This window comes from Flavobacterium lacisediminis (assembly GCF_025909975.1).
GTDB lineage: Bacteria > Bacteroidota > Bacteroidia > Flavobacteriales > Flavobacteriaceae > Flavobacterium > Flavobacterium lacisediminis.
In genome coordinates, this window is the sequence record NZ_JAPCIO010000007.1 from 84,097 (window position 1) to 109,085 (window position 24,989).

At 30.7% G+C, this 24,989-nt stretch carries 29 protein-coding genes; 16 read left to right on the forward strand and 13 right to left on the reverse strand.

Annotation, left to right across the window (positions count from 1 at the left end):
• Positions 1–65 precede the first annotated feature (65 nt).
• The 11 genes from OJ995_RS10790 to OJ995_RS10840 all read left to right on the forward strand — a co-directional run bounded on the left by OJ995_RS10790 (position 66) and on the right by OJ995_RS10840 (position 6,961).
• Positions 66–398, forward strand: a complete 333-nt coding sequence (locus OJ995_RS10790) for a translation initiation factor (RefSeq protein WP_264369425.1) — start codon at positions 66–68, stop codon at positions 396–398.
• A 75-nt stretch (positions 399–473) separates the two neighbouring features.
• Positions 474–1,340 (forward strand): nucleoside phosphorylase, encoded by an 867-nt coding sequence (locus OJ995_RS10795; RefSeq protein ID WP_133607010.1) that lies wholly within the window; start codon positions 474–476, stop codon positions 1,338–1,340.
• 15 nt (positions 1,341–1,355) lie between these two features.
• Entirely contained in the window at positions 1,356–1,733 is a 378-nt protein-coding gene (locus tag OJ995_RS10800; RefSeq protein ID WP_264369426.1) for a VOC family protein, read from the forward strand.
• Positions 1,730–1,999 (forward strand): hypothetical protein, encoded by a 270-nt coding sequence (locus tag OJ995_RS10805; RefSeq protein ID WP_264369427.1) that lies wholly within the window; start codon positions 1,730–1,732, stop codon positions 1,997–1,999. The genes OJ995_RS10800 and OJ995_RS10805 overlap by 4 nt, the downstream gene beginning before the upstream one ends.
• A gap of 161 nt (positions 2,000–2,160) precedes the next feature.
• Positions 2,161–2,715, forward strand: a complete 555-nt coding sequence (locus OJ995_RS10810; RefSeq protein ID WP_264369428.1) for a GNAT family N-acetyltransferase — start codon at positions 2,161–2,163, stop codon at positions 2,713–2,715.
• Position 2,716: 1 nt separating this feature from the next.
• Entirely contained in the window at positions 2,717–3,214 is a 498-nt protein-coding gene (locus tag OJ995_RS10815; RefSeq protein ID WP_264369429.1) for a hypothetical protein, read from the forward strand.
• A gap of 15 nt (positions 3,215–3,229) precedes the next feature.
• Positions 3,230–4,075, forward strand: coding sequence for a substrate-binding domain-containing protein (locus tag OJ995_RS10820; protein ID WP_264369430.1), 846 nt, complete (start codon positions 3,230–3,232; stop codon positions 4,073–4,075).
• 27 nt (positions 4,076–4,102) lie between these two features.
• Positions 4,103–5,032 carry a transglutaminase-like domain-containing protein gene (locus tag OJ995_RS10825; RefSeq protein WP_264369431.1) on the forward strand — a complete coding sequence of 310 codons (930 nt, stop codon included), beginning with the start codon at positions 4,103–4,105 and terminating at the stop codon, positions 5,030–5,032.
• 38 nt (positions 5,033–5,070) lie between these two features.
• Positions 5,071–5,664, forward strand: coding sequence for a hypothetical protein (locus OJ995_RS10830; RefSeq protein ID WP_264369432.1), 594 nt, complete (start codon positions 5,071–5,073; stop codon positions 5,662–5,664).
• 11 nt (positions 5,665–5,675) lie between these two features.
• On the forward strand, positions 5,676–6,209 hold the full coding sequence (locus tag OJ995_RS10835; protein ID WP_264369433.1) for a hypothetical protein: 534 nt from the start codon (positions 5,676–5,678) through the stop codon (positions 6,207–6,209).
• Positions 6,210–6,220: 11 nt separating this feature from the next.
• Entirely contained in the window at positions 6,221–6,961 is a 741-nt protein-coding gene (locus OJ995_RS10840; RefSeq protein WP_264369434.1) for a DUF3667 domain-containing protein, read from the forward strand.
• 49 nt (positions 6,962–7,010) lie between these two features.
• Here OJ995_RS10840 and ung read toward each other — a convergent pair whose 3' ends face one another.
• Positions 7,011–7,673, reverse strand: a complete 663-nt coding sequence (gene ung / locus OJ995_RS10845; protein WP_264369435.1) for a uracil-DNA glycosylase — start codon at positions 7,671–7,673, stop codon at positions 7,011–7,013.
• Between the two features lie 83 nt (positions 7,674–7,756).
• Between ung and OJ995_RS10850 the strand changes: the two genes are divergently transcribed.
• The 3 genes from OJ995_RS10850 to OJ995_RS10860 all read left to right on the forward strand — a co-directional run bounded on the left by OJ995_RS10850 (position 7,757) and on the right by OJ995_RS10860 (position 10,581).
• A complete protein-coding gene (locus OJ995_RS10850; RefSeq protein ID WP_264369436.1) occupies positions 7,757–9,925 on the forward strand; it encodes an endonuclease MutS2 in 2,169 nt (722 codons plus the stop codon).
• Between the two features lie 16 nt (positions 9,926–9,941).
• Positions 9,942–10,364, forward strand: coding sequence for a thiol-disulfide oxidoreductase DCC family protein (locus OJ995_RS10855; protein ID WP_264369437.1), 423 nt, complete (start codon positions 9,942–9,944; stop codon positions 10,362–10,364).
• A 73-nt stretch (positions 10,365–10,437) separates the two neighbouring features.
• Positions 10,438–10,581 (forward strand): hypothetical protein, encoded by a 144-nt coding sequence (locus OJ995_RS10860; protein ID WP_111565834.1) that lies wholly within the window; start codon positions 10,438–10,440, stop codon positions 10,579–10,581.
• A gap of 15 nt (positions 10,582–10,596) precedes the next feature.
• Here the strand turns inward: OJ995_RS10860 and aroC are convergent, their stop codons facing one another.
• Positions 10,597–11,658, reverse strand: coding sequence for a chorismate synthase (gene aroC / locus OJ995_RS10865; protein ID WP_264369438.1), 1,062 nt, complete (start codon positions 11,656–11,658; stop codon positions 10,597–10,599).
• Between the two features lie 155 nt (positions 11,659–11,813).
• Between aroC and OJ995_RS10870 the strand changes: the two genes are divergently transcribed.
• Both OJ995_RS10870 and OJ995_RS10875 read left to right on the forward strand, forming a co-directional pair.
• Positions 11,814–12,614, forward strand: a complete 801-nt coding sequence (locus tag OJ995_RS10870) for a hypothetical protein (RefSeq protein ID WP_264369439.1) — start codon at positions 11,814–11,816, stop codon at positions 12,612–12,614.
• A 50-nt stretch (positions 12,615–12,664) separates the two neighbouring features.
• On the forward strand, positions 12,665–13,177 hold the full coding sequence (locus tag OJ995_RS10875) for a hypothetical protein (RefSeq protein WP_264369440.1): 513 nt from the start codon (positions 12,665–12,667) through the stop codon (positions 13,175–13,177).
• A 37-nt stretch (positions 13,178–13,214) separates the two neighbouring features.
• Here OJ995_RS10875 and OJ995_RS10880 read toward each other — a convergent pair whose 3' ends face one another.
• From OJ995_RS10880 to OJ995_RS10930, 11 genes are all read right to left on the reverse strand, one after another.
• Positions 13,215–13,646 carry a protease complex subunit PrcB family protein gene (locus tag OJ995_RS10880; RefSeq protein WP_264369441.1) on the reverse strand — a complete coding sequence of 144 codons (432 nt, stop codon included), beginning with the start codon at positions 13,644–13,646 and terminating at the stop codon, positions 13,215–13,217.
• Complete coding sequence (gene bshA, locus OJ995_RS10885; protein WP_264369442.1) at positions 13,646–14,776, reverse strand: N-acetyl-alpha-D-glucosaminyl L-malate synthase BshA; 1,131 nt, start codon at positions 14,774–14,776, stop codon at positions 13,646–13,648. Before bshA ends, OJ995_RS10880 begins: the two co-directional genes overlap by 1 nt.
• A 64-nt stretch (positions 14,777–14,840) precedes the next feature.
• Complete coding sequence (locus OJ995_RS10890; RefSeq protein ID WP_264369443.1) at positions 14,841–15,296, reverse strand: DUF1801 domain-containing protein; 456 nt, start codon at positions 15,294–15,296, stop codon at positions 14,841–14,843.
• Between the two features lie 2 nt (positions 15,297–15,298).
• Complete coding sequence (locus OJ995_RS10895) at positions 15,299–18,217, reverse strand: serine hydrolase domain-containing protein (protein ID WP_264369444.1); 2,919 nt, start codon at positions 18,215–18,217, stop codon at positions 15,299–15,301.
• Positions 18,218–18,360: 143 nt separating this feature from the next.
• Positions 18,361–19,584 (reverse strand): phosphoserine phosphatase SerB, encoded by a 1,224-nt coding sequence (gene serB, locus OJ995_RS10900; protein WP_264369445.1) that lies wholly within the window; start codon positions 19,582–19,584, stop codon positions 18,361–18,363.
• Positions 19,585–19,605: 21 nt separating this feature from the next.
• Positions 19,606–20,088, reverse strand: a complete 483-nt coding sequence (locus tag OJ995_RS10905) for an ABC transporter ATPase (protein WP_264369446.1) — start codon at positions 20,086–20,088, stop codon at positions 19,606–19,608.
• 2 nt (positions 20,089–20,090) lie between these two features.
• Positions 20,091–20,696: a hypothetical protein gene (locus OJ995_RS10910; RefSeq protein ID WP_264369447.1), complete on the reverse strand. Its 606-nt coding sequence runs from the start codon at positions 20,694–20,696 to the stop codon at positions 20,091–20,093.
• Between the two features lie 14 nt (positions 20,697–20,710).
• The gene (locus OJ995_RS10915) at positions 20,711–21,502 is read right to left on the reverse strand and encodes a (Fe-S)-binding protein (protein ID WP_264369448.1); all 792 of its coding nucleotides are present in this window, start codon (positions 21,500–21,502) and stop codon (positions 20,711–20,713) included.
• A 31-nt stretch (positions 21,503–21,533) separates the two neighbouring features.
• Complete coding sequence (locus OJ995_RS10920; protein WP_264369449.1) at positions 21,534–22,856, reverse strand: 4Fe-4S dicluster domain-containing protein; 1,323 nt, start codon at positions 22,854–22,856, stop codon at positions 21,534–21,536.
• A gap of 10 nt (positions 22,857–22,866) precedes the next feature.
• Entirely contained in the window at positions 22,867–23,820 is a 954-nt protein-coding gene (locus tag OJ995_RS10925; RefSeq protein WP_264369450.1) for an MlaD family protein, read from the reverse strand.
• Between the two features lie 36 nt (positions 23,821–23,856).
• Positions 23,857–24,984, reverse strand: a complete 1,128-nt coding sequence (locus OJ995_RS10930; RefSeq protein ID WP_264369451.1) for an N-acetylmuramoyl-L-alanine amidase family protein — start codon at positions 24,982–24,984, stop codon at positions 23,857–23,859.
• Positions 24,985–24,989: the final 5 nt, after the last annotated feature.

Sequence of the window (24,989 nt, forward strand, 5' to 3'; positions counted from 1 at the left end):
TTTTTATAAAATCTAACATAAAACAAAGTAACTTTGTTATTGTAGAACTTGTTAACTTATTAAAAATGGATTTAAGCGAACAATTGAAAAAACTTTTCCCAAACCACGAAGTTTCTAACGAACCAGAATCTATCGAAGAAACGCCTCACGAATTATTTGTTCAAAAAGAACCAATGATTTGCAAATATGAGAAGCGTAAAGGGAAACCTACCACGATTATTTCAGGATATGAAGGTGAAGACGAAGATTTTAAAATCCTAGCTAAGGAAATCAAAAGCAAATTAGCAGTTGGTGGCACGTTTAAAGATGGAGAAATCATCATTCAAGGTGATTATCGTGATAAAATCATGAAAATACTACAAGACAAAGGATTCAAAACAAAACGAGTTGGAGGTTAAATTCAATAAGTGAATTTAAAATTATGAAATAAAAATGGCTTAAAGCGTATAGCCTAAAGCATAATACAAAAACAAATGATAGCAGCATCAGAATTAATATTAAATCCAGACGGAAGTGTATATCACATTAACTTAAAGCCTGGACAAATCGCTAACGATATTATCTTCGTTGGTGACCAAAACCGTGTTGAAAAAATTACAAAACACTTTGATTCTATTGAGTTCACCACTCAAAAACGTGAATTTAAAACGCAAACCGGAACTTACAAAGGAAAAAGAATTACGGTTATGTCATCCGGAATTGGTCCAGATAACATCGACATCGTAATGAATGAATTAGACGCTTTGGTAAACGTTGATTTAGCAACTAGAACCGTTAAAAATGAATTGACTTCATTGAATATAGTTCGTATCGGAACTTCCGGTTCGTTACAAGCGGATATTCCTTGCGATAGTTTTGTAATGAGTCAGTATGGATTAGGATTGGATAACATGCTTCGCTCCTATTTAATTGACGAAATTTCGGAAACCGAAATGGAAGAAGCTTTTATCAAGCAAACCAATTGGGACATGAGAAAAGGTCGTCCATACGTAATTGCAGGAAGCAAAACGTTAGAACAAAGATTAGAAAGTGATAAAATTTTTAAAGGATTCACAGGAACCGCTGGTGGGTTTTACGGTCCACAAGGTCGTGTGGTGCGTTTAGGAATTCAAGATCCAGAATTAAATTCTAAAATGGATAGTTTTAATTTTAATGGAACTAGAATGACTAATTTAGAAATGGAAACTGGTGCTATTTATGGTTTAGGAAAACTATTAGGTCACAACTGTTTATCTTTAAATGCTATCATCGCTAACCGTGCAACTGGAACTTTCAGTGAAGACCCATATAAAGCTGTAGATGAATTAATTGAGTATACTTTAAATAAGTTAGCGGAATAATTATATATCAAAAAAATGACTTTCCGTTTTGCAAGACACACCAATGATTTAGAACAAATTAAATCCTTTTATATCGATATTTTAGGGTTTGAATTGCTTGGTGGTTTTGAAAATCATAATGGTTATGATGGTATTTTTATAGGAAAATCAAATGAAAATTGGCATTTAGAATTTACAAAATCAGATGAAATTGTTCATTTTGATTTTAATGAGGATGATAATTTAGTTTTTTATCCAAACAATAAAATGGAGTTTGACTTCATTATGAATAAAATTCAATCAAAAAAAATTGAATTGATAAAAGCGAAAAATCCTTATTGGAATGAAAACGGAAAAATGATTTTAGATCCTGATGGCTATAGAATTATAATTTCTGATTTAAAAATAGAATGAAAGATAAAGTTTTAAAATTTGAGTTTTTATTAGATAATTTGAAATTACAATCAATAACTGATTTTGATGTTAAAATTGATATTAACAAATGGTCTAAAAAAGAAATCTTAGGTCATTTAATTGATTCAACTATTAATAATTTACAACGTTTTACCGAAATTCAATATTCCGAAAAGCCTTATAAAATAAGACCTTACAATCAAGATGCATTAGTTAAATATAATAATTATCAAAATAAAAACAATCAGGATTTATTCGATTTATGATTGCATTTGAATCGTCATATTTTAGAAATTATAAAAAATCAAACTGATAAAACTTTAGATTATCAATTAATTCTCCCTAATGGCACATTAACCAATTTACAATTTTTAATTGAGGATTATATTGACCATTTATTTTATCATGTATCACAAATTAATAAAGCATGGATTTAATACTAGAAACACCACGATTAATTCTAAGAGAAATGCGTCATGAAGATGCAAATTCATTATTTGAAATGGATTGCAACACTAATGTTCATAAATATTTATGGCAAAAACCAGTTGTTCATATTGATGAAGTTCATGCTTACATTGATATGGTTAGGCAACAATACATTAACAACGGAATTGGGCGTTTTGTAGCTATTACTAAAAATACAAATGAATTAATAGGTTGGACAGGGATTAAATTTGTAAACGACCATGTAGAAAACGGAAATACCAATTTCTATGATTACGGTTATCGTTTAAATGAAAAATTTTGGAACAAAGGTTTCGCTACGGAAGCTTCAATTGCTTGGTTAGAACATGGTTTCAATCAAATGAAAATTCAAGAAATGAATGCTTACACCCATGCCCAAAACGGTGCTTCTAATCATGTTTTGCAAAAAGTTGGTTTTAATTTTGTAGAAGATTATCCTGATGAAAATGGTGTAACTTGGAAATGGTGGCAGTTAAAAAATTTAGAATCTAGAAATCAGAATTTAGAACGTTAGAATGAATTTTGAAGAGCTAATTGAGAAAGTAAAAAACATTCCTTATGGAAGAAATGCTAATAGGTATGATTTTACATTAGTACTTTCTGAAAATAAAGGAACTTGCAGTTCGAAACACGCTTTCTTAAAGGATTTTGCTGATAAAAATGAAATAAAAAATGTTAAGCTATACATTGGAATATTCAAAATGAATGAAGTAAACACACCAAAACTAGGTGATTTACTCTCAAAAAATAATATCAATTACATTCCAGAAGCACATTGTTATTTAAAGATTAATCAAATTCCAGTTGATGCTACAACATCGGACTCTTTTTATGATAAAATAAAGCTTGATATTTTGGAAGAAATCGAAATCATTCCAAATCAAGTAAGTGATTTTAAAGTAGCATATCACAAGGCTTTTTTAAAAAAATGGATTGAAGAAACCAATCAAAATAATACCTTTGAAGAAATTTGGAAAATTAGAGAACAATGTATCTCAAAACTGTCTGAATAATCTAACAAAACCATAATGAAAACAATCAAAATAGCTGGAGTTCCTGAGCATTTCAATTTACCTTGGCACATGTGTATTGAAGATGGCGAATTTAAAGCCGTTGGAATCGATTTACAATGGAGAGATGTTCCAGAAGGAACTGGCAAAATGTGCCAAATGTTACGCGATGGTGAAACCGATATTGCCGTAATTCTGACTGAAGGTATAATAAAAGATATTGCCGCTGGAAATCAAAGTAAAATTGTGCAAGTTTATGTGCAAAGTCCATTAATTTGGGGAATTCATGTAGCAGCAAATTCTAGTTATAATACACTTTCCGATTTAGTAAACAAAAAAGTAGCAATTTCTCGAATGGGTTCGGGTTCACATTTAATGAGTATTGTGAATGCTCAAAATCAGAATTGGAATACAGAAAATCTACAATTCGAAATCGTAAATACCATTGATGGCGCAGTTGAAAGTCTAACTTCAGAAAAAGCAGATTATTTCATGTGGGAACGTTTTATGACACAACCACTAGTGGATAAAGGAATTTTCAGAAGAATTGCCGATTGCCCTACTCCATGGCCTTGTTTTGTTATTGCAGTTCGAAATGAAGTCTTGGAACAACATCCAAAAATCATTGAACAAATTTTAAACATTATCAATACAACTACAGAAGAATTCAAGTTAATTCCTAGCATTGACAGAACTTTAGCTTCAAATTATAATCAGAAAGTTGAAGCCATTCAAGAATGGCTAAAACTAACTCGTTGGTCGCAAAAACAAATGACTGCTCAAACATTAGATAAAATAATGGAACAACTTTTGAAGCTTCAAATTATCGATAAAAAATTACCAAAAGAATCGATACTTAAATAATTCCGTATTTTTATCGTTTTAAACGAAATGACAATTAAAATTCCTACTATCGCTGAACTAAAAGAAAAGCTTTCTTTACCGAAGCCATGGGATATTGTTGTCATTTTTTTATTGAATATCTTAATTGCAATTCCTACTTTTTTAATTGCACACCAAAATTTAATCGATTTAGAATGGATAATTCATTTAGATAGAATTATCATTTTTATTATCATTTTAGTAATAATTCAACTTCTTTTACGATTGGTAAAAACAATTATTATTCTAATTGTCTTCTTGTATCTAATTGCTTTATTGTACGGAACTATATTTGGAAATTATGGGTTTAATAGAGTTTTTGAAGATTATCGTTATATGGTGTATTCCATGAGCGAAACCCCTAATCCACAAGATATAATAGTCGCAAAACTACTTCCTTTTCCCAACAAATCGAAAATTATTAATGCTGTTGATTTTTCAAATCCAAAAGTTAGAAATTTTGCACTATCAGCAACTACAAAACATTTTAAAGAATTTAAACAAACTGGTGATAGGCGAAGAATGATTCAATGTTTTGCTGTTTTTAAGGAAATTAGAAACCGTTGGAATTACGTCAATGACCCAAAAGGAAGAGAATATATTGCTTATGCTTCTGAAAGTTTACAACATTTCTCTGGTGATTGTGATGATCATGCGGTTTTAATGGCTGCTTGCATTAAGGCTGTTGGCGGAACACCTAGAATTATTCATACAAGAGGTCATTTGTATCCAGAAATGTTAATTGGGAATAAAAACGATTTAGAAACCGCTATCTATTTAATTAAAGAAGAACTTTTTAAACAAGAAAGTCACTACCAACAAATTCATTATCATATCGATGAAAGAGGTCAAATTTGGCTGAATTTAGACTATACAGCATCCTATCCCGGTGGTAAATTTATGAGTGAAGAAATTCTTGGCGAGCTCACTTTTAATTGATAAAATTTTCTATATTTACAAAAATATTAACCTTACACATGAAAAGAATTAGCTGTTTATTAGGACTTTTTCTGTCGATAAGTACTTTTGCACAATCAAACGAAAGCACTGTTACTGACACAATTACATCGCCTATATTTTCTAAAAAAAATGAAATAAAAGTAGATGTTTTAAATTTAATTGGTAACGGAAGATTAGGAATTTCATACGAACGTTTTCTGAATAAAGATTTTTCAGTGGGAATTTCAGGATTAACATTTAATAAATCTAGTAAAAAAGATGGATTTCTTAAAGATGATACTCGAACAATGATTGAATATCAAGTAATTCCTTATGTTCGATATGCGATGTCAAAAAGCGCAACTAATTTATACTACTTAGAAGCTTTTTCTAATATAAATGGTGGACAATACAAAGAATTAAAAACTTTAAATAATGGCGTAGCTGATTATGTTATTGTTACTAAAAAAGAGTATAACGATATAGCATTAGGTGCAGCAATTGGTTACAAATTATACTTTAAAGAAAGTTTCGTTATCGATTTAACTGTAGGGATTGGAAAAAATTTATTCAATAGTGATAGCCCTTCAACAGTATCGCGTTTAGGTTTAAATTTAGGATATCGTTTTTAAAATAAAATAAGATGAAAAAATACATACACTATCTAACTATAGCTATTATCTCAATACTATTTACAGGTTGTACTGAAAATGATGATGAGTTTTTTGCAACAGAGTCAGTTACAGCAACCAATAAAATTGAAGTTAGCGCTTCTGGCAATGTTTTAAATGTTACTTGTAATTTTGACCGATTATTAAATCATGGTTCGGATTTTCCTCTTGATTTGTTTTTAACTTCAACATCTAGAAAATTCTTTTTTAATTATTCAATGCAAAAAAGAAATACTTCAGGAAATTGGGAAAATTATATTCCAGATAATATTACAGCTTCAGAAGGAGATAATTTATTAGGGAGTTATATTTCAGGTATTCAGGAGTTAGATGCATTAGATACTACATACGAATATGATACAGATATCACATTAAATCCTGGACAATATAGAGTTGTTATTGAGCCAAGAATTGTTTCAATAGGATCTCAAGATGCTGTAACTGTAATTATTAATACTACTACTGTTGGTGCTGTAAATAATACTTTAGAATTTACTGTGAATTAAATCCAATTATAATGCAAGTAACTTGTAAAAATTGTGATCAAACCTATTCCGGACACTTTTGTAATAATTGTGGACAACCGGCTGATACACATAAATTAAATTTACATTTTATTTTGCATGATATACAACACGCTTTTTTTCATTTTGATAAAGGCGTTTTATTCACTGCTAAAGAATTATTTACTCGACCTGGAGATTCGATAAGAGAATTTATTGAAGGAAAACGTGTTAAACATTTCAAGCCTATTTCTTTAGTAATTATTTTAGCTACTTTGTATGGCGTTTTACGTCATTTATTTCATTTTAGTGTTTTAGATAAAAAAGCCGTTTCCGAAATTCAAGGTGTGGAATATGAAAGTTTAAACGAATGGATTTCACATCATTATTATTGGATAATATTATTGTCTATTCCAATGTTTTCAATAGCTTCTTATATAGTTTTTAGAAAACAAGGATACAATTTTATAGAGCATTTTGTCTTAAATGCTTACATGGCTTCACAACGTTTAATTCTTAGAATTGCTATTTTTCCAATCACCAAATACTACACTGAATCTAGCTATAATAAACTATTTGTTGATATTTTAATGTTGATGGATATTGTTTTGATTTTTTGGACATATATCACCTTTTTCAATAATTTATCAAAAATTAAATCCTTCTTATATTCAATCTACAGTTATGTATTGTTTTTAGTAATTTTCTTTATTTTGCTGCTATTGAGTGTTTTGATTTTTGATATTCATGTTTGATAATGTGTCAACTATTTTTAAATTCTAATTAATTGGATCTTTTAGTCCACTACCACTCTATTTCCTCTTTCCCTTTTTCTCTCAAATAGTCATTCGTCATTTTAAAATGATTGTGTCCAAACCATTTTTTGTGCGAATGTGCAAAGGAAGGATGTCCGCTTTCTAAAACCAAATGTTTATTCCTATCGATTAGTTTTCCTTTTTTCTGTGCGAAACTTCCCCAAAGTAAAAAAACCACGTTTTCAGATTGCTCGTTAATCAAATCAATCACAGCATCGGTAAAAACGTTCCATTTTAAGTGCTTGTGGCTATTAGCTTCGTCTTTTCTTACGGTTAAACCAGCATTTAATAACAAAATGCCTTGCTTAGCCCAACGCTCTAAATTTCCTGATGTGGGAAAAAGAATTCTATCGTACTCATTATTAATTTCCGTATAAATATTTTTTAACGAAGGAGGAATTGCTACACCATCATTCACCGAAAAACACAAACCATTCGCCTCACCTGTTCCATGATACGGATCTTGTCCAATAATTACCACTTTCGTATCTTGAAAATCAAATTGTTCAAAAGCTGAAAAAATCAGTTCTTTTGGCGGGAAACAAGTTGTGTTAGTGTATTCTTGTTCCACTTGTTGCGTCAATTCAACAAAATACGGCTTCTGAAATTCAGTTGCTAATAAGGCTTGCCAAGTCTGATTTTTGATAAACATTTTATAATTTTTACCAAAAATATAAATTTCTATTGCAATATGGATTTATTACTTTGTAACTTTGACCTAACAGAAAAAGAAAAATGATTTCGATTACCCAAAAAACACTACAAGATTTAGAATTTAATACCGTTTTAGAAACGATTGCTGGCCGCTGCAACACTGATATTGGCGAAGCAAAAGCGATGGCGATTACACCTTTCAAAAACAAAGAAGAATTGCTTATTAATTTGAAGCAAACCTCTGAATATTTGTCTTCGTTTTCCAATAATAACGCCATTCCGAATCACGGATTTGAGAACATCAACTACGAACTAAAATTCTTAGCTATCGAAGATAGTTTCTTAGAAGTGGGAAGTTTCAAAAAGATTTCAAATCTTTCGGAAACTGCCATTACGTTGATTCAGTTTTTAAAGAAATTTGAAGATTATTATCCAAATTTATATCAAAAAACTTCCCAAATTGACATTGTAAAACTGATTTTGCAACGCATTGACGAAGTGGTAGATAAATTTGGCATCATCAAAGACAACGCTTCACCTGATTTGATTGATATTCGACGAAATATAAACGTGGTTCGAGGGAAAATAAACCAAAGTTTTGGTATGGCTTTAAGCCAATATAATTCACTTGGCTATTTAGACGATATTAAAGAAACAGTTGTTGAAAATCGCAGAGTTTTAGCGGTTTTAGCCATGTATCGAAGAAAAGTAAAAGGTTCTATTTTAGGAAATTCTAAAACTGGAAGTATTGCCTATATCGAACCCGAAGCAGCTCAACGCTATTCAAGAGAATTGAACAACTTAGAGTTTGAAGAACGCGAAGAAATCATGCGAATTTTGAAACGTTTAACTAATGAAATTCGTCCGTTTACTGAAACTATTGCGGCTTATCAAGACTTTTTAAGTGATGTTGATGTGATTGCTGCTAAAGCCAAATACGCATATAAAATCAATGGAATTCTTCCTAATATTATCGAAGAAAAGCGACTTTTTTTTAGAGAAGCCTTCCATCCTATTTTGTATTTGAACAATAAAGAAAAGAAAGCCGTCACGTATCCACAAACCATCGAATTACACAACGAAAGTCGCATTATTGTGATTTCTGGACCTAATGCCGGAGGAAAAACGATTTCCTTAAAAACCGTAGGATTACTACAATTAATGTTGCAAAGTGGGATATTAATTCCAGTCCATGAACGAAGCGAAACTTTTTTATTCGACAGAATCTTAACAGATATCGGAGATAACCAATCCATTGAAAATCATTTAAGTACATACAGTTACCGATTAAAGAACATGAACTACTTCTTAAAGAAATGTAACGATAAAACATTGTTCTTAATTGATGAATTTGGCACAGGTTCTGATCCTGAATTAGGAGGTGCTTTGGCTGAAACATTCTTAGAAGAATTTTACGCTCGTGAAGCTTTCGGAATTATTACTACGCATTACAGCAATTTAAAAATATTAGCAAACGAATTACCTTTTGCTTCCAACGCGAACATGATGTTTGATGAGAAATCATTAGAACCTATGTACAAATTGATTTTGGGTCAAGCCGGAAGTTCGTTTACATTCGAAGTCGCACAGAAAAATGGTATTCCATTCGGATTAATCAATCGTGCAAAAAAGAAAATTGAAGGCGGAAAAGTTCGTTTCGACAAAACAATTGCAACGCTTCAAAAAGAACGCTCTAAATTGGAAAAAACCTCTTTAAATTTAAAAGAAGAAGAAACCAAAGCACGTGAAGAAAGCAAGAAAATGGAAACCATCAACGCTAAAATTCAGGACAAATTAGAGCGTTATCAGGAATTGTATGATGCAAACCAGCGTTTGATTTACATTGGGCAAAAGATTGATGATATTTCGGAAAGTTACTTTAATAACAAAGATAAAAAGACTTTAATTGGTGAGTTTTTGAAAATGGTTGAAATCGAAAATTCGAAACGAAAAAAACTTTCGGTTAAAGAAAAGAAAGTTAAAGAAGTTATCCAGAAAAAAGTAGAAGAAGAAGTTAAGGTGATTGTGGAGGAAATTCGTGTGGTTAAGAAGGAAAAGAAAATCAAAGCCAAAATTGAAGAAGAGAACAAACCAAAAGTTACGCTAAAAGTGGGCGACAGAGTTCGCATGATAGATGGAAAAGCGATTGGAACCATTGATGTAATCGAAAAAACAAAAGCAACAGTGAATTACGGAATATTCACCTCAAAAGTAAGTTTAGACCAATTAGAATACGTGCAACCTGCATAACATTTAGAAGCATATTATGGAAATACAAGATTTGCCACAAGATAAAAAAATAATATTGTTTGATGGCGTTTGCAACCTTTGCGATTCGTCGGTTCAATATGTAATTAAACACGATAAAAAAGATATTTTTAGATTTGTTTCGCTTCAATCGGAAATGGGACAAAAAATTCTAAAACACATTGGAATTAATCCTATTCATACAGATAGTATAGTTTTATACGAACCTGGAATTTCATACTATTACAAATCAACAGCTGCTTTACATATCGCAAAAGGATTAAGTGGAATTTTTACTTTTGCAACGGTTTTTCAGATATTACCAACAGGATTAAGAGATTTCGTTTACGATTACGTAGCAAAAAATCGTTACAAATGGTATGGCAAAAAAGAAGCCTGTATGATTCCAACACCTGAATTAAAAGCGAAGTTTTTAGATTAAGTTTATATGATAATTATCAGGTAATAAACAATTGTTACCTTTTATCTTTGTGTAAATTCTAACCTTTGTAACTATGGCAAATTTATTATTACCACTTTATTCGCATAGCAATGGAACTTTTATAATGATTATTGTTTTTGCGCTTGTGTGTTTAGGCTTAGTTGGCGCAGTAATGCTAATGATGAATAGTGATAAAAAGAAAAAAAACGACCAGTAAATCTGGTCGTTTTTGTTAGGAATATATTTTATTTTGTAAAAAATAATCGGCTATAACCAAAGCAGCCATAGCTTCTACAATAGGAACCGCTCTTGGAACTACACATGGGTCGTGGCGTCCTTTTCCTTGTTGTTCAATGATTTCTCCTTTATTATTTAAAACTTCTTGCTTTTGTAATAATGTAGCAACAGGTTTAAAAGCTACTCTAAAATAAATATCCATTCCATTAGAAATTCCGCCTTGAATTCCACCAGAAAGATTACTTTTAGTAGTTCCATCAGGATTAAATGAATCATTATGTTCGCTTCCTTTCATTTTGGCACCACAAAATCCACTACCAAATTCAAATCCTTTTACTGCATTAATCGATAACATAGCTTTACCTAATTCGGCATGTAATTTATCGAAAACAGGCTCACCTAAACCAATAGGTACATTTTGAATAACACACGTTATCGTACCTCCAATGGTATCACCTTGTTTTTTTATTTCTTTAATATGAGCTTCCATCCTTTCAGCTGAAGATGTATCTGGACAGCGAACTGCATTACTTTCAATTTTTGAAAAATCTAAATCTTGATAAGGTTTATCGATGAAAATCTCTCCTACAGAAGATACAAATGCATTTATTTTAATTTCAGGAATTATTTGCTTAGCAATTGCGCCACCTACTACTCTACTAGCAGTTTCGCGTGCCGAACTTCTGCCACCACCACGATAATCACGAATACCATATTTTTGTTCATACACGTAATCGGCATGACTTGGACGATATGAATCTTTTATATGTGAATAATCATCTGATTTTTGATTGGTATTTGGAATAATAAATCCAATTGGAGTTCCAGTAGTTTTGCCTTCAAAGATACCAGATAAAAATTGCACTTCATCTTCTTCTTTTCTTTGGGTAACAATCGATGATTGACCCGGTTTTCTTCGTTGCATTTCTTGTTGGATACAATCAAAATCCAATGAAATTCCTGCAGGACATCCGTCTATAATTCCTCCTAAAGCTTCACCATGTGATTCTCCGAAAGTAGTTAGTTTTAATAATTTTCCAAAAGTATTTCCTGACATAATAAAGCCTTATGTTTATTTTTCTTTACAATAAACAAATGTAACGATAATTTAAAAAATGTTGATAAAAAATAGAATTCTAAATTTTAAGTTTCATATTCTTAAATAATTAATGAAAAATAGTATATTAGCTCAATAATTTAACCTAAATAACTATGAAAAAATCAATGATTTTTACATTTCTATGTGCATCTTCCCTTTTTATTTCTTGCTCAAATGATGAAGAATCAGGAAATAGTAATTTTAATATTCCGCTTGTAGATGGAAATTATTGGACTTATGATGTAAATAGTGCTGGTACACTTTCAAGAGATTCACTTTATATTGTTGGAGATGTTGAAATTAATAGTAAGACATATAAAAAATTTCAAACTAAAGACGATGTTGCCACAGGCTTTTATTCTTCTTCTTTAAGAAACAACGGTGTTAGAAAAAGTGGTTCTAAGTTACTAATGACTGGTAATTTATCTTTAGCATCTGGTCAAGATTTACCTATTAATTTAGATTTATCTTTAACTGATTTTGTTATATTCAATAGTAATGCCTCTAATGGACAATCTTTAAATAGTTCACCTGTAACAGGAACAATTGAAGAAACTTATCAAGGATATCCTATTACCATTAATTATTCTTTACAAAGTTATGGAGGAGAAACCTTAACAACATTTACTTCTAGTAATGGAGATATTTATGACAATGTAAAAGCTACAAAAATAAAACTCAATGTAAAAGTTACAACTGTTCAAACAATTGGTTCAATTACTATTCCTATTACCATTTTAGCGCCACAAGACTTGATAATTTCTACTATATACACTGCTGAAAACATTGGTGTAGTTTATGTAAATACAGATACAAATTATTCAATAAATTCAACTATTGCAGACCAATTTGGAATACCCGCTACGGGTTCTCAAAACCAAAAAGAATACCTTGATTTATATATGGTAAACTAAATTGGCATAGAATTTGTAAAAAATTGGCTATATTTGTAAAAACATTTAATATGAAGAAATTAATTTTATCAGCTTTTATGCTACTAGGTTTAGCATTTAGCGCTCAGGCACAGGACATTTCGAAAAATGCATTAGGTTTACGTTTAGGAGACAGCGATGGCTTTGGTGGTGAAATTTCTTACCAAAGAGGAATGGGGTCTAATAATCGTTTAGAATTTGACTTAGGATGGAGAAACAGTAAAGACGTTGATGCATTTAAATTAGTCGGTTTATATCAATGGGTTTGGAACATTGATGGCGGTTTTAATTGGTATGCTGGTGTTGGCGCTGGTGTTGGTAGTTGGAGTTTTGATGCACCTGCAGGATATGACGGTAAAGATAGTGGTGTTTTTATTTTAGCTGCTGGAGATTTAGGTATTGAATATAATTTTCAAGAAGCACCGATTCAATTGTCTTTAGATATAAGACCTGAATTTTATTTAAACAATAGTGGAGATAATCAATTTAGAGAAGATAGTTTTGGTCCAGATATCGCATTAGGTATTAGATACAAATTCAATTAATAAAAAAAATCCCAATTAAATTAATTGGGATTTTTTTTTATTCTACTATTATTTTTTTACCCTTTGGGATTAAGGAAATACAATAAGGTGAAGTGATTACAGATGTAGTCATTTCACCTTTTTTAGGTTCTGTTTCTTTTTTCTTTATAAAAATGGTATGATTTTCATTTAATACAGATTCAATGTCTATTGAATAACCTCCCGAAGTTTTTTGCCCTTGATATAAAACTAATACATCTTTCTTTTTAAAATCAACCTTTAAAAAATTAGCATACTTAGATTCATCTAATTTTAGAGATTCAATGAATTTAATGTACGTTTCATTATCTTGAATTAAAATATGTCCCGCTTTATCAGCTCCACCTATTTCACTTTTATAAATTACAGAAAAAGAAGAATCAAACTCCTCTTTTGGGATTGCAGTACTACAAGATATAATAATTAATAATAAAGGTAAAAATTTGATCATTATTTTGAATTTAAAGCTTTAAAATAAACTTGTTCATATAAAGGCATGATATTTTGAATATCAAAAAGTTTGGCAGTTTCTAATGCATTCACTTTAAATTGCGCTAACATATTTTCATCTTTAAGTAAAGTAATAGCATCACTACTCATTTTAGTAACATCACCCACATCACTTAAAAATCCTGAAAAACCATCTTTATTTACCTCTGGTAAACCACCTGAATTACTAGAAATTACCGGGACACCGCAAGCCATGGCTTCTAATGCGGCTAAACCAAAACTTTCTGTTTCAGATGGCAATAAAAACAAATCGGAAAAACATAGAATTTTATCAATTTCATTACTGTTTCCGAAGAAAATCACTTTATTTTGGATTCCTAATTGTTCACACAAATATTCAGCATTTTCTTTCTCAGGTCCTTCTCCAACCATCATTAATTTGGATGGCACTTCTTTCTGAATTTCAAAAAAGATTCTCACAATATCTTCAATACGTTTTACTTTTCTGAAATTGGAAATATGAGTGATAATTTTTTCATTATCAGGCGCCATTAAAGAACGATGACAAGGAATATTCTCTTTTAACTTATCTTTATTTAATTCAATGAAATTTGGAATAACTTCAATTTCATTTTTAATATCGAATAAGCGATACGTATCATCTTTTAGACTTTGGGATACACTTGTTACCACATCTGATTTATTGATACTAAAACTCACAGCTGGCTTATAAAATGGATGATTACCAACTAGAGTAATATCCGTACCATGCAACGTTGTTACCATTGGAATATGAATGCCTTCATCTGCTAACATTTGTTTTGCCATATAACCTGCATATGCATGAGGAATAGCATAATGCACGTGTAAAACATCTATTTTGTACAATTTAACCATATCAACCAGCTTGCTAGATAGCGCTAATTCATAAGGTTGATAGTGAAACAACGGATATTCTGGAACGTGAACTTCGTGATAATGTACATTTGGATTCAACAAGGCTAAACGCACGGGTTGACTGTAAGTGATGAAGTGAATTTCGTGACCTCTTTTGGCTAATTCCAAACCAAGTTCGGTAGCGACAACACCACTTCCACCAAATGTAGGATAACAGACTATAGCAATTTTCATTTACGTAAATTTTGAAATAAAATTACCACTTCTAGAATTGGCAATTATAAAACATTTGTTAAAATTATTTTTTAAATGCAGCTTCGTAAGTAGCAATCCAATCAGGAACCGTGATTTTTTTTACCAATTCACCAATTAGTTCAAATGGAATATTTTCAGGCTTTTTAATACGCAAACAACTTTTACCAATATCTAATTTTTGTTTCGAATGTTTTGGATATTCGGAAACAAACCAATCATACAATTCTGGTTTTGCATAAATACCCATATGGTAAAAATTGATGCTGTTTTTTTGACTTGCAAATGACATAAATGGCAAAGGTAATTCAGGTGTGCAATGATAACCAGCAGGATAAATAGAATGCGGTACGAAATACCCAACCATACCATAGCTAATTCCTTCTTGAAATCCTTCTGGAAGATTTTCTAAGATTATACTTCTTAGTTTTTGCAACGCTTCTCTTCTATCGTCTGGAGCTTCGTTGATGTATTGGTCTACTGTTGCTGCTTTTGATGTCATACTTATTCAATTATCGCTTCGTAAATAACTTTTTGTATATTCTCTCTAATATTTTCTTTTGATAACTTATTTGCGGCATTAGAATCTGGGTAGGTTCTATTGGATAAGAAAACATATACAATTTCTTTTTCAGGATCAGCCCAAGTCATTGTTCCTGTAAATCCTGTATGTCCAAAACTAGTTAATGAAACACAACCACATGTTGGACCTTCGTTTCCTAATTGAGGTTTATCAAAACCAACTCCTCTTCTATTTCCATCTTTACAGAAATAACAAGTATTGAACATGTTAAACGTACTTTCAGAAATATATGTTCTTCCACCGTAACTTCCATTTTGAAGATACATTTGCATTACTTTTGCTACATCCAAAGCATTAGCAAACAAACCAGCGTGACCTGAAACTCCTCCTTGCATAGCAGCCGCCATATCATGTACATAACCTTGCACCAATTGATGTCTGAAATAGGTATCGTTTTCTGTTGGGATAATTCTATTCGAATTCATCTTTCGTAATGGATTGTACATAATAGAATTAGCTCCTAAAGGCTCGAAAAAATTAGCATGTGATATATCTTCAAGCGATTTTTTATTTTGTAATTCTAAATATTCTTTAAAAAGAATAAAGGTAAAATCACTGTATTTATATTGCTTTTTTGGTAATAATTCACTTTCTAAAATCGTCTTTACAATCGTATCATTATAATCTTTTCTCAAATACAATCTGTCTGCTACATGAATTGGAAATTCAGCTGAAAAATCACTTCTATAAAAATGTACTCTTGGTCGGTTTAAACTATCAAGAGTAGCTTTGTAAAAAGGAATCCATGGCTGAAATCGCGCTTGATGGGTCAACATATCTAAAACTGTTGCATTCGCTTTATTTGAGTTTTTAGCAGCCGGTAACATTGACTTTAACTTCGTATCTAAAGTCAAATTTCCTTTGTCAAATTCTAACATTACATTTGGTAAAGTTGCAACAATTTTTGTCAAAGAAGCAATATCATAAACATCCGTATTACTTACTTTTTGATTCGATTCATACGTGTGATTTCCAAATGATTTTTGGTAAATAACTTTTCCTTTTCGAGCTACAACCACTTGAATTCCAGGTGTCATATTTTTAGAAATAGCATAGTTAGCTATAGAATCAATCTTAGTTAATACTTTAGAATTCATCCCAACATTTTCAGGAATTTCAAAACCTAAACGTTTAATATCTAGTGTTTCTATTCCATCATTTACTTTGAACTCATCATCAATTGAAACTGGTAATTTTCCCTTTGCTCCCATTGCTCCAAAGATAATTTGAGGTGCAATAGTTTGTGCAATATCGTTATTTTGATACGCCACTACAATGGTTTCAATATCTTCAAAATTCTTTAAATTAGTCAATGAATAAGGCTTTGTGAAACACGTTAAAATCACATCGTTTTGTTTTGCGATTTGGTTAATCCAAAGCATTTCTTTGAAGTTCAAATTATGATTTCTCCAAGCCCCATCATTTTTATGATAACCAATAATTACTTTTGTATAATCTTGTAATTGTACTAAAACAGAATCTAAATTTTTGTTTGTAATTTCACTAATTGAAGCGTAGTTTCTCAAGTTAGCTAAAAACGTATCTGATTTATCATTTCCTAATTTGATATAAGCAATTTTCTCTTTTTCTATATCACGAACTGGAACTAATTTATCGTGATTTTTGATTACCGTTACTGCATTTTCGTATAATTTATAATTTAAAGCATCAAACTCTACTGCATTTAAATCTTTGTATAAATTATCTAAAACAATTGGTTGGTAATTATTCAAATTTGCTTTGTATTTATATGCTAAAATCTTTTTTACCGAATACATTAAACGTTCTTCAGTAATGATTCCTGCGTCATATGCTTCCTTGAATTTTTTTATTGCAACTGGAACATTTTCAGCAAATAACAATACATCATTTCCTGCTAAAAAAGCTTCTAAATCAATATCTCCTGGCTTTTTAAAATTACTTGCACCTTTCATATTCAAGGCATCCGTAAAAATTAAACCTTCAAATTGTAGTTCTTTTTTTAGGATATCAGTAACAACTGGATATGAAATAGAAGTTGGATAATTGGGTCTTGGCTCTAAACTTGGTACATTTAAATGTGCTACCATTACACTTGACAAACCATTTTTAATCAATTCTTTATATGGGTATAATTCAATATCATCTAATCGTTTTCTATCAAAATTAACCATTGGTAATGTATGATGCGAATCGGTTGAAGTGTCACCGTGGCCTGGAAAATGTTTAGCTGTTGCGTAAACTCCTTCATCTTGTAAGCCTTTCATTAAAGCAATTGCTCTAACGGTTACAATATCTTTCGTTTCTCCAAACGAACGATTTCCAATGATTGGATTTTTTGGATTAGTATTGATGTCAACAACAGGCGCAAAATTGAAATGAATTCCCATTCGTTTTGATTGTTTAGCCATTTGATTTCCAGCTTTTTCAATCAATTTCATATCTTGAACTGCTCCTAATGTCATATTCCAAGGATAACGATATGTTGAATCTAATCGCATGCTTAGACCCCACTCTGCATCAATACCTATAAATAATGGTACTTTCGATTTTGCTTGATAACGATTTGTCAATTTTGCTTGACGAACTGGTCCACCTTGAAAAAAGATTAAACCACCAATTTTATATTCTTCTACTAATTTATCAATTGAACTATTATGCGCTTCATCTTTATTCGAATAAGCAGCTACCATAAATAATTGTCCTACTTTATCTTCAAATGAAAATTGGTTATAAATACTATCAACCCAAACCTGCTGTGAAACCACTTTTTTAGCTACTAAAACAGGTTTAGTTTTATTTTGAGAAAATGAAATATGTATAAAAACTACTGAAAACAGTAGTGTGAGCACTCTTTGCATAAATTTTGGTTTGATTTTTTAACTAAGAACTAAATCCATGCCAAAATACTACATCTTAACTTTAAAATAAAGCCTTTTAGGTTTATTTTATGAAGAAAGTTGTTAACTAGAAATTACATTCTTTTTCAGGAAGACTTGATAAATTAATCCATCAAATCGATATGTCTGTCATGATAGCCTAATAAATATAAAACACCATCCAGACCAATACTTGATATAGAACTTTGTGCATTATCTTTTACTTTAGGTTTTGCATGAAAAGCAATACCTAAACCAGCTAAATTCAACATAGGTAAATCGTTAGCACCATCACCAACAGCAATAGTTTGGTTAATATCGATTCCTTCTTTACGAGCGATTTCTTTTAGATATTCGGCTTTTTTATTTCCATCTACAATTTCACCAATATAACCACCAGTTAAAACGCCATCTTTAATTTCAAGTTGATTGGCATAAACGTAATCAATTCCTAATTCTTTTTGCAGATATTTTCCAAAATAAGTAAATCCACCAGAAAGAATTGCAGTTTTAAAGCCATAGGATTTTAAAGTATCTATCAATCTTCTTGCTCCTTTGGTTATTGGTAAATTAACTGCAACTTCTTCGAGAACTTCCTCTCTTAAACCTTTTAAAAGTTTCATGCGTTGCTTAAAACTTTCATTAAAGTCGATTTCACCTTGCATGGCTGATTCGGTAATGGCTTTTACTTGTTCGCCAACACCAGCTAGTTCTGCCAATTCATCAATTACTTCAGTTTGAATTAAAGTGGAATCCATATCGAAACAAACTAATCTTCTGTTTCTTCTAAAGATATTATCTTCTTGAAATGCAATATCAAGATTTAATTCAGAAGAAATAGCCATGAATTTTTCAGTAAATTCAGACTTATCTTTTATTTCACCACGAATTGATAATTGGATTGAAGATCTTGGATAATCATCTTCTTTAACTAAAGAAACTCTACCTGTTAAACGCTTGATAGCATCAATATTTAAGTTTTTATCAGATATTACTTTAGTTACTTGAGAAATTTGTTCAGCAGTTAATTTTTCTCCCAAAAGGGTAACAATATATCGGTCTTTACCTTGGAGATTAACCCATTTCTCATAGTCTTCTAGAGAAATGGGTTTAAATTTCACTTTAATACCTAATTCATAAGATTTGAATAAGATATCTTTTAATACAGCGGCAGATTTTTTGCCTGATTTTATTTGGAACAAAATACCTAATGAAAGTGTGTCGTGAATATTGGCTTGACCAATATCGAGAACATTGGCATCATATTCTGCTAAAACGGCTGTAAACGTAGAAGTTAATCCCGGTTTATCCTGCCCAGAAATGCTTAATAAAAATATATCACTGTCCATTTGACATTACTATAAATGAGTCTAAAAAAATCTACTATGCCAACTTTCACTTGCAGGAACTTCCCAGAAATCTTGCCACTCTCCTACAGTATTTAGTAAATTATTAAAGACAATTGTATTTTCAGAAACCGCTTTCTCTTTTGCCATTTTCTTAAACTCAATAAGAGGCTTAAAAGCAACATGGTCTCCTACTTTAAAAGTAACATTCATTTTATCTAATAAATCTACTTTATATTTCTCCTCCAGGTTTTGAATTAATTGAACCGAAGCATCAATTGAACAACCAGTAGCAGCTTGCACTTCCTGATTTACAGCTATGATAATGAAACGATTATAACGTGTAACAAAAGAAGCTTCAAGATGTTGACCATGAGAAGTCCAATTTTCCAAAAAGAATTTTAATTCAGCTTCAATTTCTTGAATTTCTTCATCAGAAAATTTTCTGTTGGATTGATAAATCCAAATTTTTGATTCTTCTGGTAGACTATCAAATGGTACAAACATGATTATTTTTTTATGATATCAGTAACAATTTTATACGATACAAACTTACCTAATTTAGCATCAAATAATTCCATTTCGTAATAAGTAACATCAACAGCATCAGTAGCTTTTAATACTTTATCTGTTAATAAAAAAGAATTATCAAAACTACTTAATAAGATAAATTGATTGGTTTTTCCAGATTCTTCTTTAACAACAAAAGTTAAAAATTGTTCAGATTTAATCTCTGAAACTTTTCCAGAAATTGTAAGTTCATCAGAAGTATCTGCATCTGCACCATCACCTTCTTCATCCTCTAACATAAATTTGAAAACTGTTGGACATTTCATTCCCATTTTTTTTCCTACTTCATATCCTAATTCTTCCATTTTTTTATCGTTAGAAATTACATCTTTACCATAATGTTTTTCAACGTCTTTTTCAAAAGCATTAATACCTTCAAGCAAACAAATTCCGATAGTTAATTCAAAATTATCCTTTGTAATCTCTTGCTTTTCAGCACAACCACAAGCTTTATCAGCTAATTTTTCAGATAATTGATCTTTAGTAAGTTTTTGAGCAAAAGCAACATTTCCTACAAGGACTAGTAATAATAAGATTTTTTTCATGTTTTGGTTTTAATTTATAATTTTTGTGCATTTGCAATTATTTCTGCAATATCTAAGACTTTAACTTCATTTTCTTTGTGAGCAAATTTTACTCCATCGGTCATCATTGTATTGCAATAAGGACAACCTGTGGCTATAATATTTGGAGTCGTTTCAAGAGCGTCTTGTGTTCTTAAAACGTTGATTTCCATATTCCCTTTTTCAGGTTCTTTAAACATTTGGGCTCCACCCGCTCCACAACATAAAGCGGAACTTTTACTGCGTTTCATCTCAACAATTTCAGCATTAGTTTGAGATAATATTTCTCTTGGTGCTTGATATTCATTATTAGCTCTACCTAAATAGCATGGGTCGTGAAATGTGATACGACTTCCTTTGTAAGTATCTTTATTGAAGTCTATACGCCCTTCTTTCAAAAGTTGTTGAATAAACTGAGTGTGGTGCAAAACTTCATAATTTCCACCTAAACTAGGATATTCATTTTTTAAACAATTAAATGAATGAGGGTCACATGTTACAATTTTTTTTACTTCGTAAGCATTAAGCAATTCAATGTTCATTAATGCTTGCATTTGAAATAGAAATTCATTTCCAGCTCTTTTTGCAACATCACCCGTGCAACTTTCTTCAGTTCCTAAAACTGCAAAATTTACATTTGCTTTATTTAAAATTTTAACGAAAGCTCTTGAGATTTTTTTTGCTCTGTCATCGAAACTACCAGCAGAACCTACCCAAAATAAAATTTCAGGTTGTTTTCCTTCGGCCATCATTTGGGCCATTGTTGGTACAATTAAATTTTCAGACATATTATATACTATTATGATAGTTAATGTAAAATTATTCGTTTACCCAATTTAAACGATCCATTTGATTATATGGCCATGGCGCTCCATTGTTTTCAATATTACTCATCATATTGTTCAATTCCATTGGTGCTGCACTTTGTTCCATTACCAAATAACGACGCATATCAATAATAATTGATAACGGACTAATATTAATAGGACATTCTTCAACACATGCATTACAAGTTGTACAAGCCCATAATTCTTCTGGAGTGATATAATCGTTTAATAATGATTTTCCATCATCTACAAATACACCTTTGTTTAGGTCGATATTTCTTCCTACTTCCTCCAAACGATCACGCGTATCCATCATAATCTTACGAGGCGATAATTTTTTACCTGTTTGATTAGCAGGACAAGAAGATGTACAACGACCACATTCGGTACAACTATATGCATTTAATAACTGAACCCAGTTTAAATCTTGAACATCAGAAGCTCCAAATTTAGCTGGAACTGCATCTGGATTTGCTGGCGCTGCAAACGGGTCAGCACTTGGATCCATCATTAATTTTACTTCATTTGTAACACTTTCTAAATTGTTTAATTTACCTTTTGCATTTAAATCTGCAAAGTAAGTATTAGGGAAAGCTAGTAAAATGTGTAAGTGTTTAGAGAAATATAAATAGTTCAAGAAAACTAAAATTCCAGCAATGTGCAACCACCAAGCAGCTCTTTCAATAATTACAACTAAACCTTCGCTCATTCCGTTGAACATTGGCGCAATGAATTGAGAAATTGGAAAACTTCCTGCTTGATTATAATGTCCTATTCCTAAATTTTGCAAGTGAAAATCAGCCGCATTCATTAATAAGAATAACGTCATTAACACTACTTCAAAATATAATATATAATTGGCATCGTTTCTTGGTTTCCCATCTAAATCTGAACTAGCGAAACGACCTAATTTGGTAACATTTCTTCTAATCCAAAAGATAATAACTGTAATTAAAACTAAGAAAGCTAAAATTTCGAATGAGCCAATTAACACATCATAAAATCCTCCCATGAAAGATAACACTCTGTGGGTTCCGAAAAGTCCATCAATAATAATTTCGATTACTTCGATGTTGATAATTACGAATCCAACATATACTATAATATGTAAAAATCCCGCAACAGGACGTTTTACCATTTTAGATTGACCTAAAGCAACCATAGTCATATTCTTCCATCGTTCAGAAGAATTATCACTACGATCAACATCGTGACCTAATTTTATATTTCGAATTAGTTTTTTTACATTAATTGCAAAATAACCTACACCTATTGCTAATAGCAATGCGAAGAAAATATTATCTAAAAATTGCATCGTATAAAATTTACTTTTTGATTGTATCGTTTACTGGAGCTACGTAAGGTTTGTTTTTCTTTCCAAAAAGTGAAACGTTTACATAACGTGTTGGATTTAAGCGAAGATCTTGTAATAATAACTCTAATTCTTTAGATGTATTAGTGAAGTTATTATACATAGCGTCGTCTTTTATTAGCTTGCCCATTGTTCCTTTACCTTTATCGATATCCGACATTATTTTATCAACATTTGCTAATGTTTTTTCTAAATTTTTTACGGTTTGACCTAAGTTAGCTTTTGCTAAAGAGTCGGACATTTTTGAAAAATTAGCAGTAGTTTTATCTAAATTAGTCATTGTAGAATTAATTTTCGATTTATTATCAGCAATCATTCCATTAATGTTTTTTGAAGCCACACTAAATTCAGAAAGTGTTTTATTTAATTCAGCTATACTACTCTTAAGATTTTGCTTTGTTTTTTCATCTAAAATATCATTTACATTAGAAAATAAAATATCAGCATTATCTAATAATTTCTGAACTTTATCTTGTAATGGTTCTAACTGTTGTGCTAAAGCATCTGTTAATCCTAACTTACTACTAGCTTTTAAGTAATCTCCAGAAACAACTAAATTATTATCAGAATCATTTGGAATAATAATAATTTCCTTACCTCCTAGAGGAGATGATCCTCTAAGTTCTGCAACACTTGTTTTTGAAATTGGATAATCTGAAGTGATTGCTAATTCAACTACAACCTTTTTATTTTCTAAAAATGAATATGAATTAACTCTTCCTACAGGAACTCCTTTAATAGTAACTATAGATGATGGAGCTAACCCTTCAACAGAATCAAACACTACATACAATTTGTTACTATTATCGAAAAGGTTTTTTCCTTTTAAAAAATTATATCCCCAAATAAATAATAATATAGATACAATAACGAGAACGGCGGTTTTGATTTCTTTAGTTAGTTTCAAAGCTTGATAATTTTTTAACAAAAATAAACTTTTATTTTATTTTATTGCATCAGTAACGTTTATTTTTATTCCGTCTTTATAAGCTACAATAAATGCTGTAGAATATCCTTTTTGCTTAGCTTCTTCTAATTTTTGTTTTGCTGAATCGTAATTTTTTTCAGATGCAAAAAAGTATTTATATAAACTTCCTGCTGATTCGACCGAAATTGGACTTAATCCTTTAAAATTTGAAGGTGTTGTAGCTAATTCTTTAGTACTTGCCGAAATTTGAATTTTAAATACAATCCCTTTTTCTGTAGTTTTTTCTACTTTTTTTACAACTTCTTCTTTCTTTGGAGTTTCCTTTACAATGGTTTCTTCTTTTTTATCAATGTTTTTTACATCTTCTTTTACATTGTCATTGTTTGAAGGATTAAAAAATTCATTTTTATAATCTAAAATAGCACCTGCAATTGCTTCAGCTAATTTATCTTGACCTTCTTCTGAATTTAAAAACTCCCCTTCTTCTTTATTAGAAACGAACCCCATTTCTATTAAAACTCTAGGCATTGTAATTTGGCGCAATACTAAAAATCCGGCTTGTTTAACACCTCTATTTTTGTTATCAGTCTTTTTTGTGAAAAATTCTTGTACTCTTCCAGCTAACTCAATACTTTGATCCAAATGTTCTTCTTGTAATATAGAAATTCCAATAACCGATTCAGGAGAATTAGGATCAAAACCATCATATTTAATCTTATAATCAGTTTCTAAGGTAACAACCTCATTTTCGTTTTTTGCTACTTCTAAATTGGACGCATTACGAGTAATACCCATAACATAGGTTTCGTTACCTGATGCGGCTTGATTTTTATTAGCATTACAATGCATAGAAACAAAAATACTTCCTTTAGATTTGTTAGCAATATTAGCACGCTGTTGTAACTCAATAAAAACATCTGTTTTTCTAGTGTATACAACATCAATTTGTGGGTCTTTCTCTAAAATAGCACCTACTCTAAGCATTGTTTGTAAAGCAATATTTTTTTCAATATTACCATGATATACGGCTCCATAATCTTTCCCACCATGACCCGCATCTAAGACAACTTTAAATTTTTGTCCTTGACTATATCCTGATAAAAAGTGCATTGCAATAACTACAAATACAATTTTCTTAAACATATGCT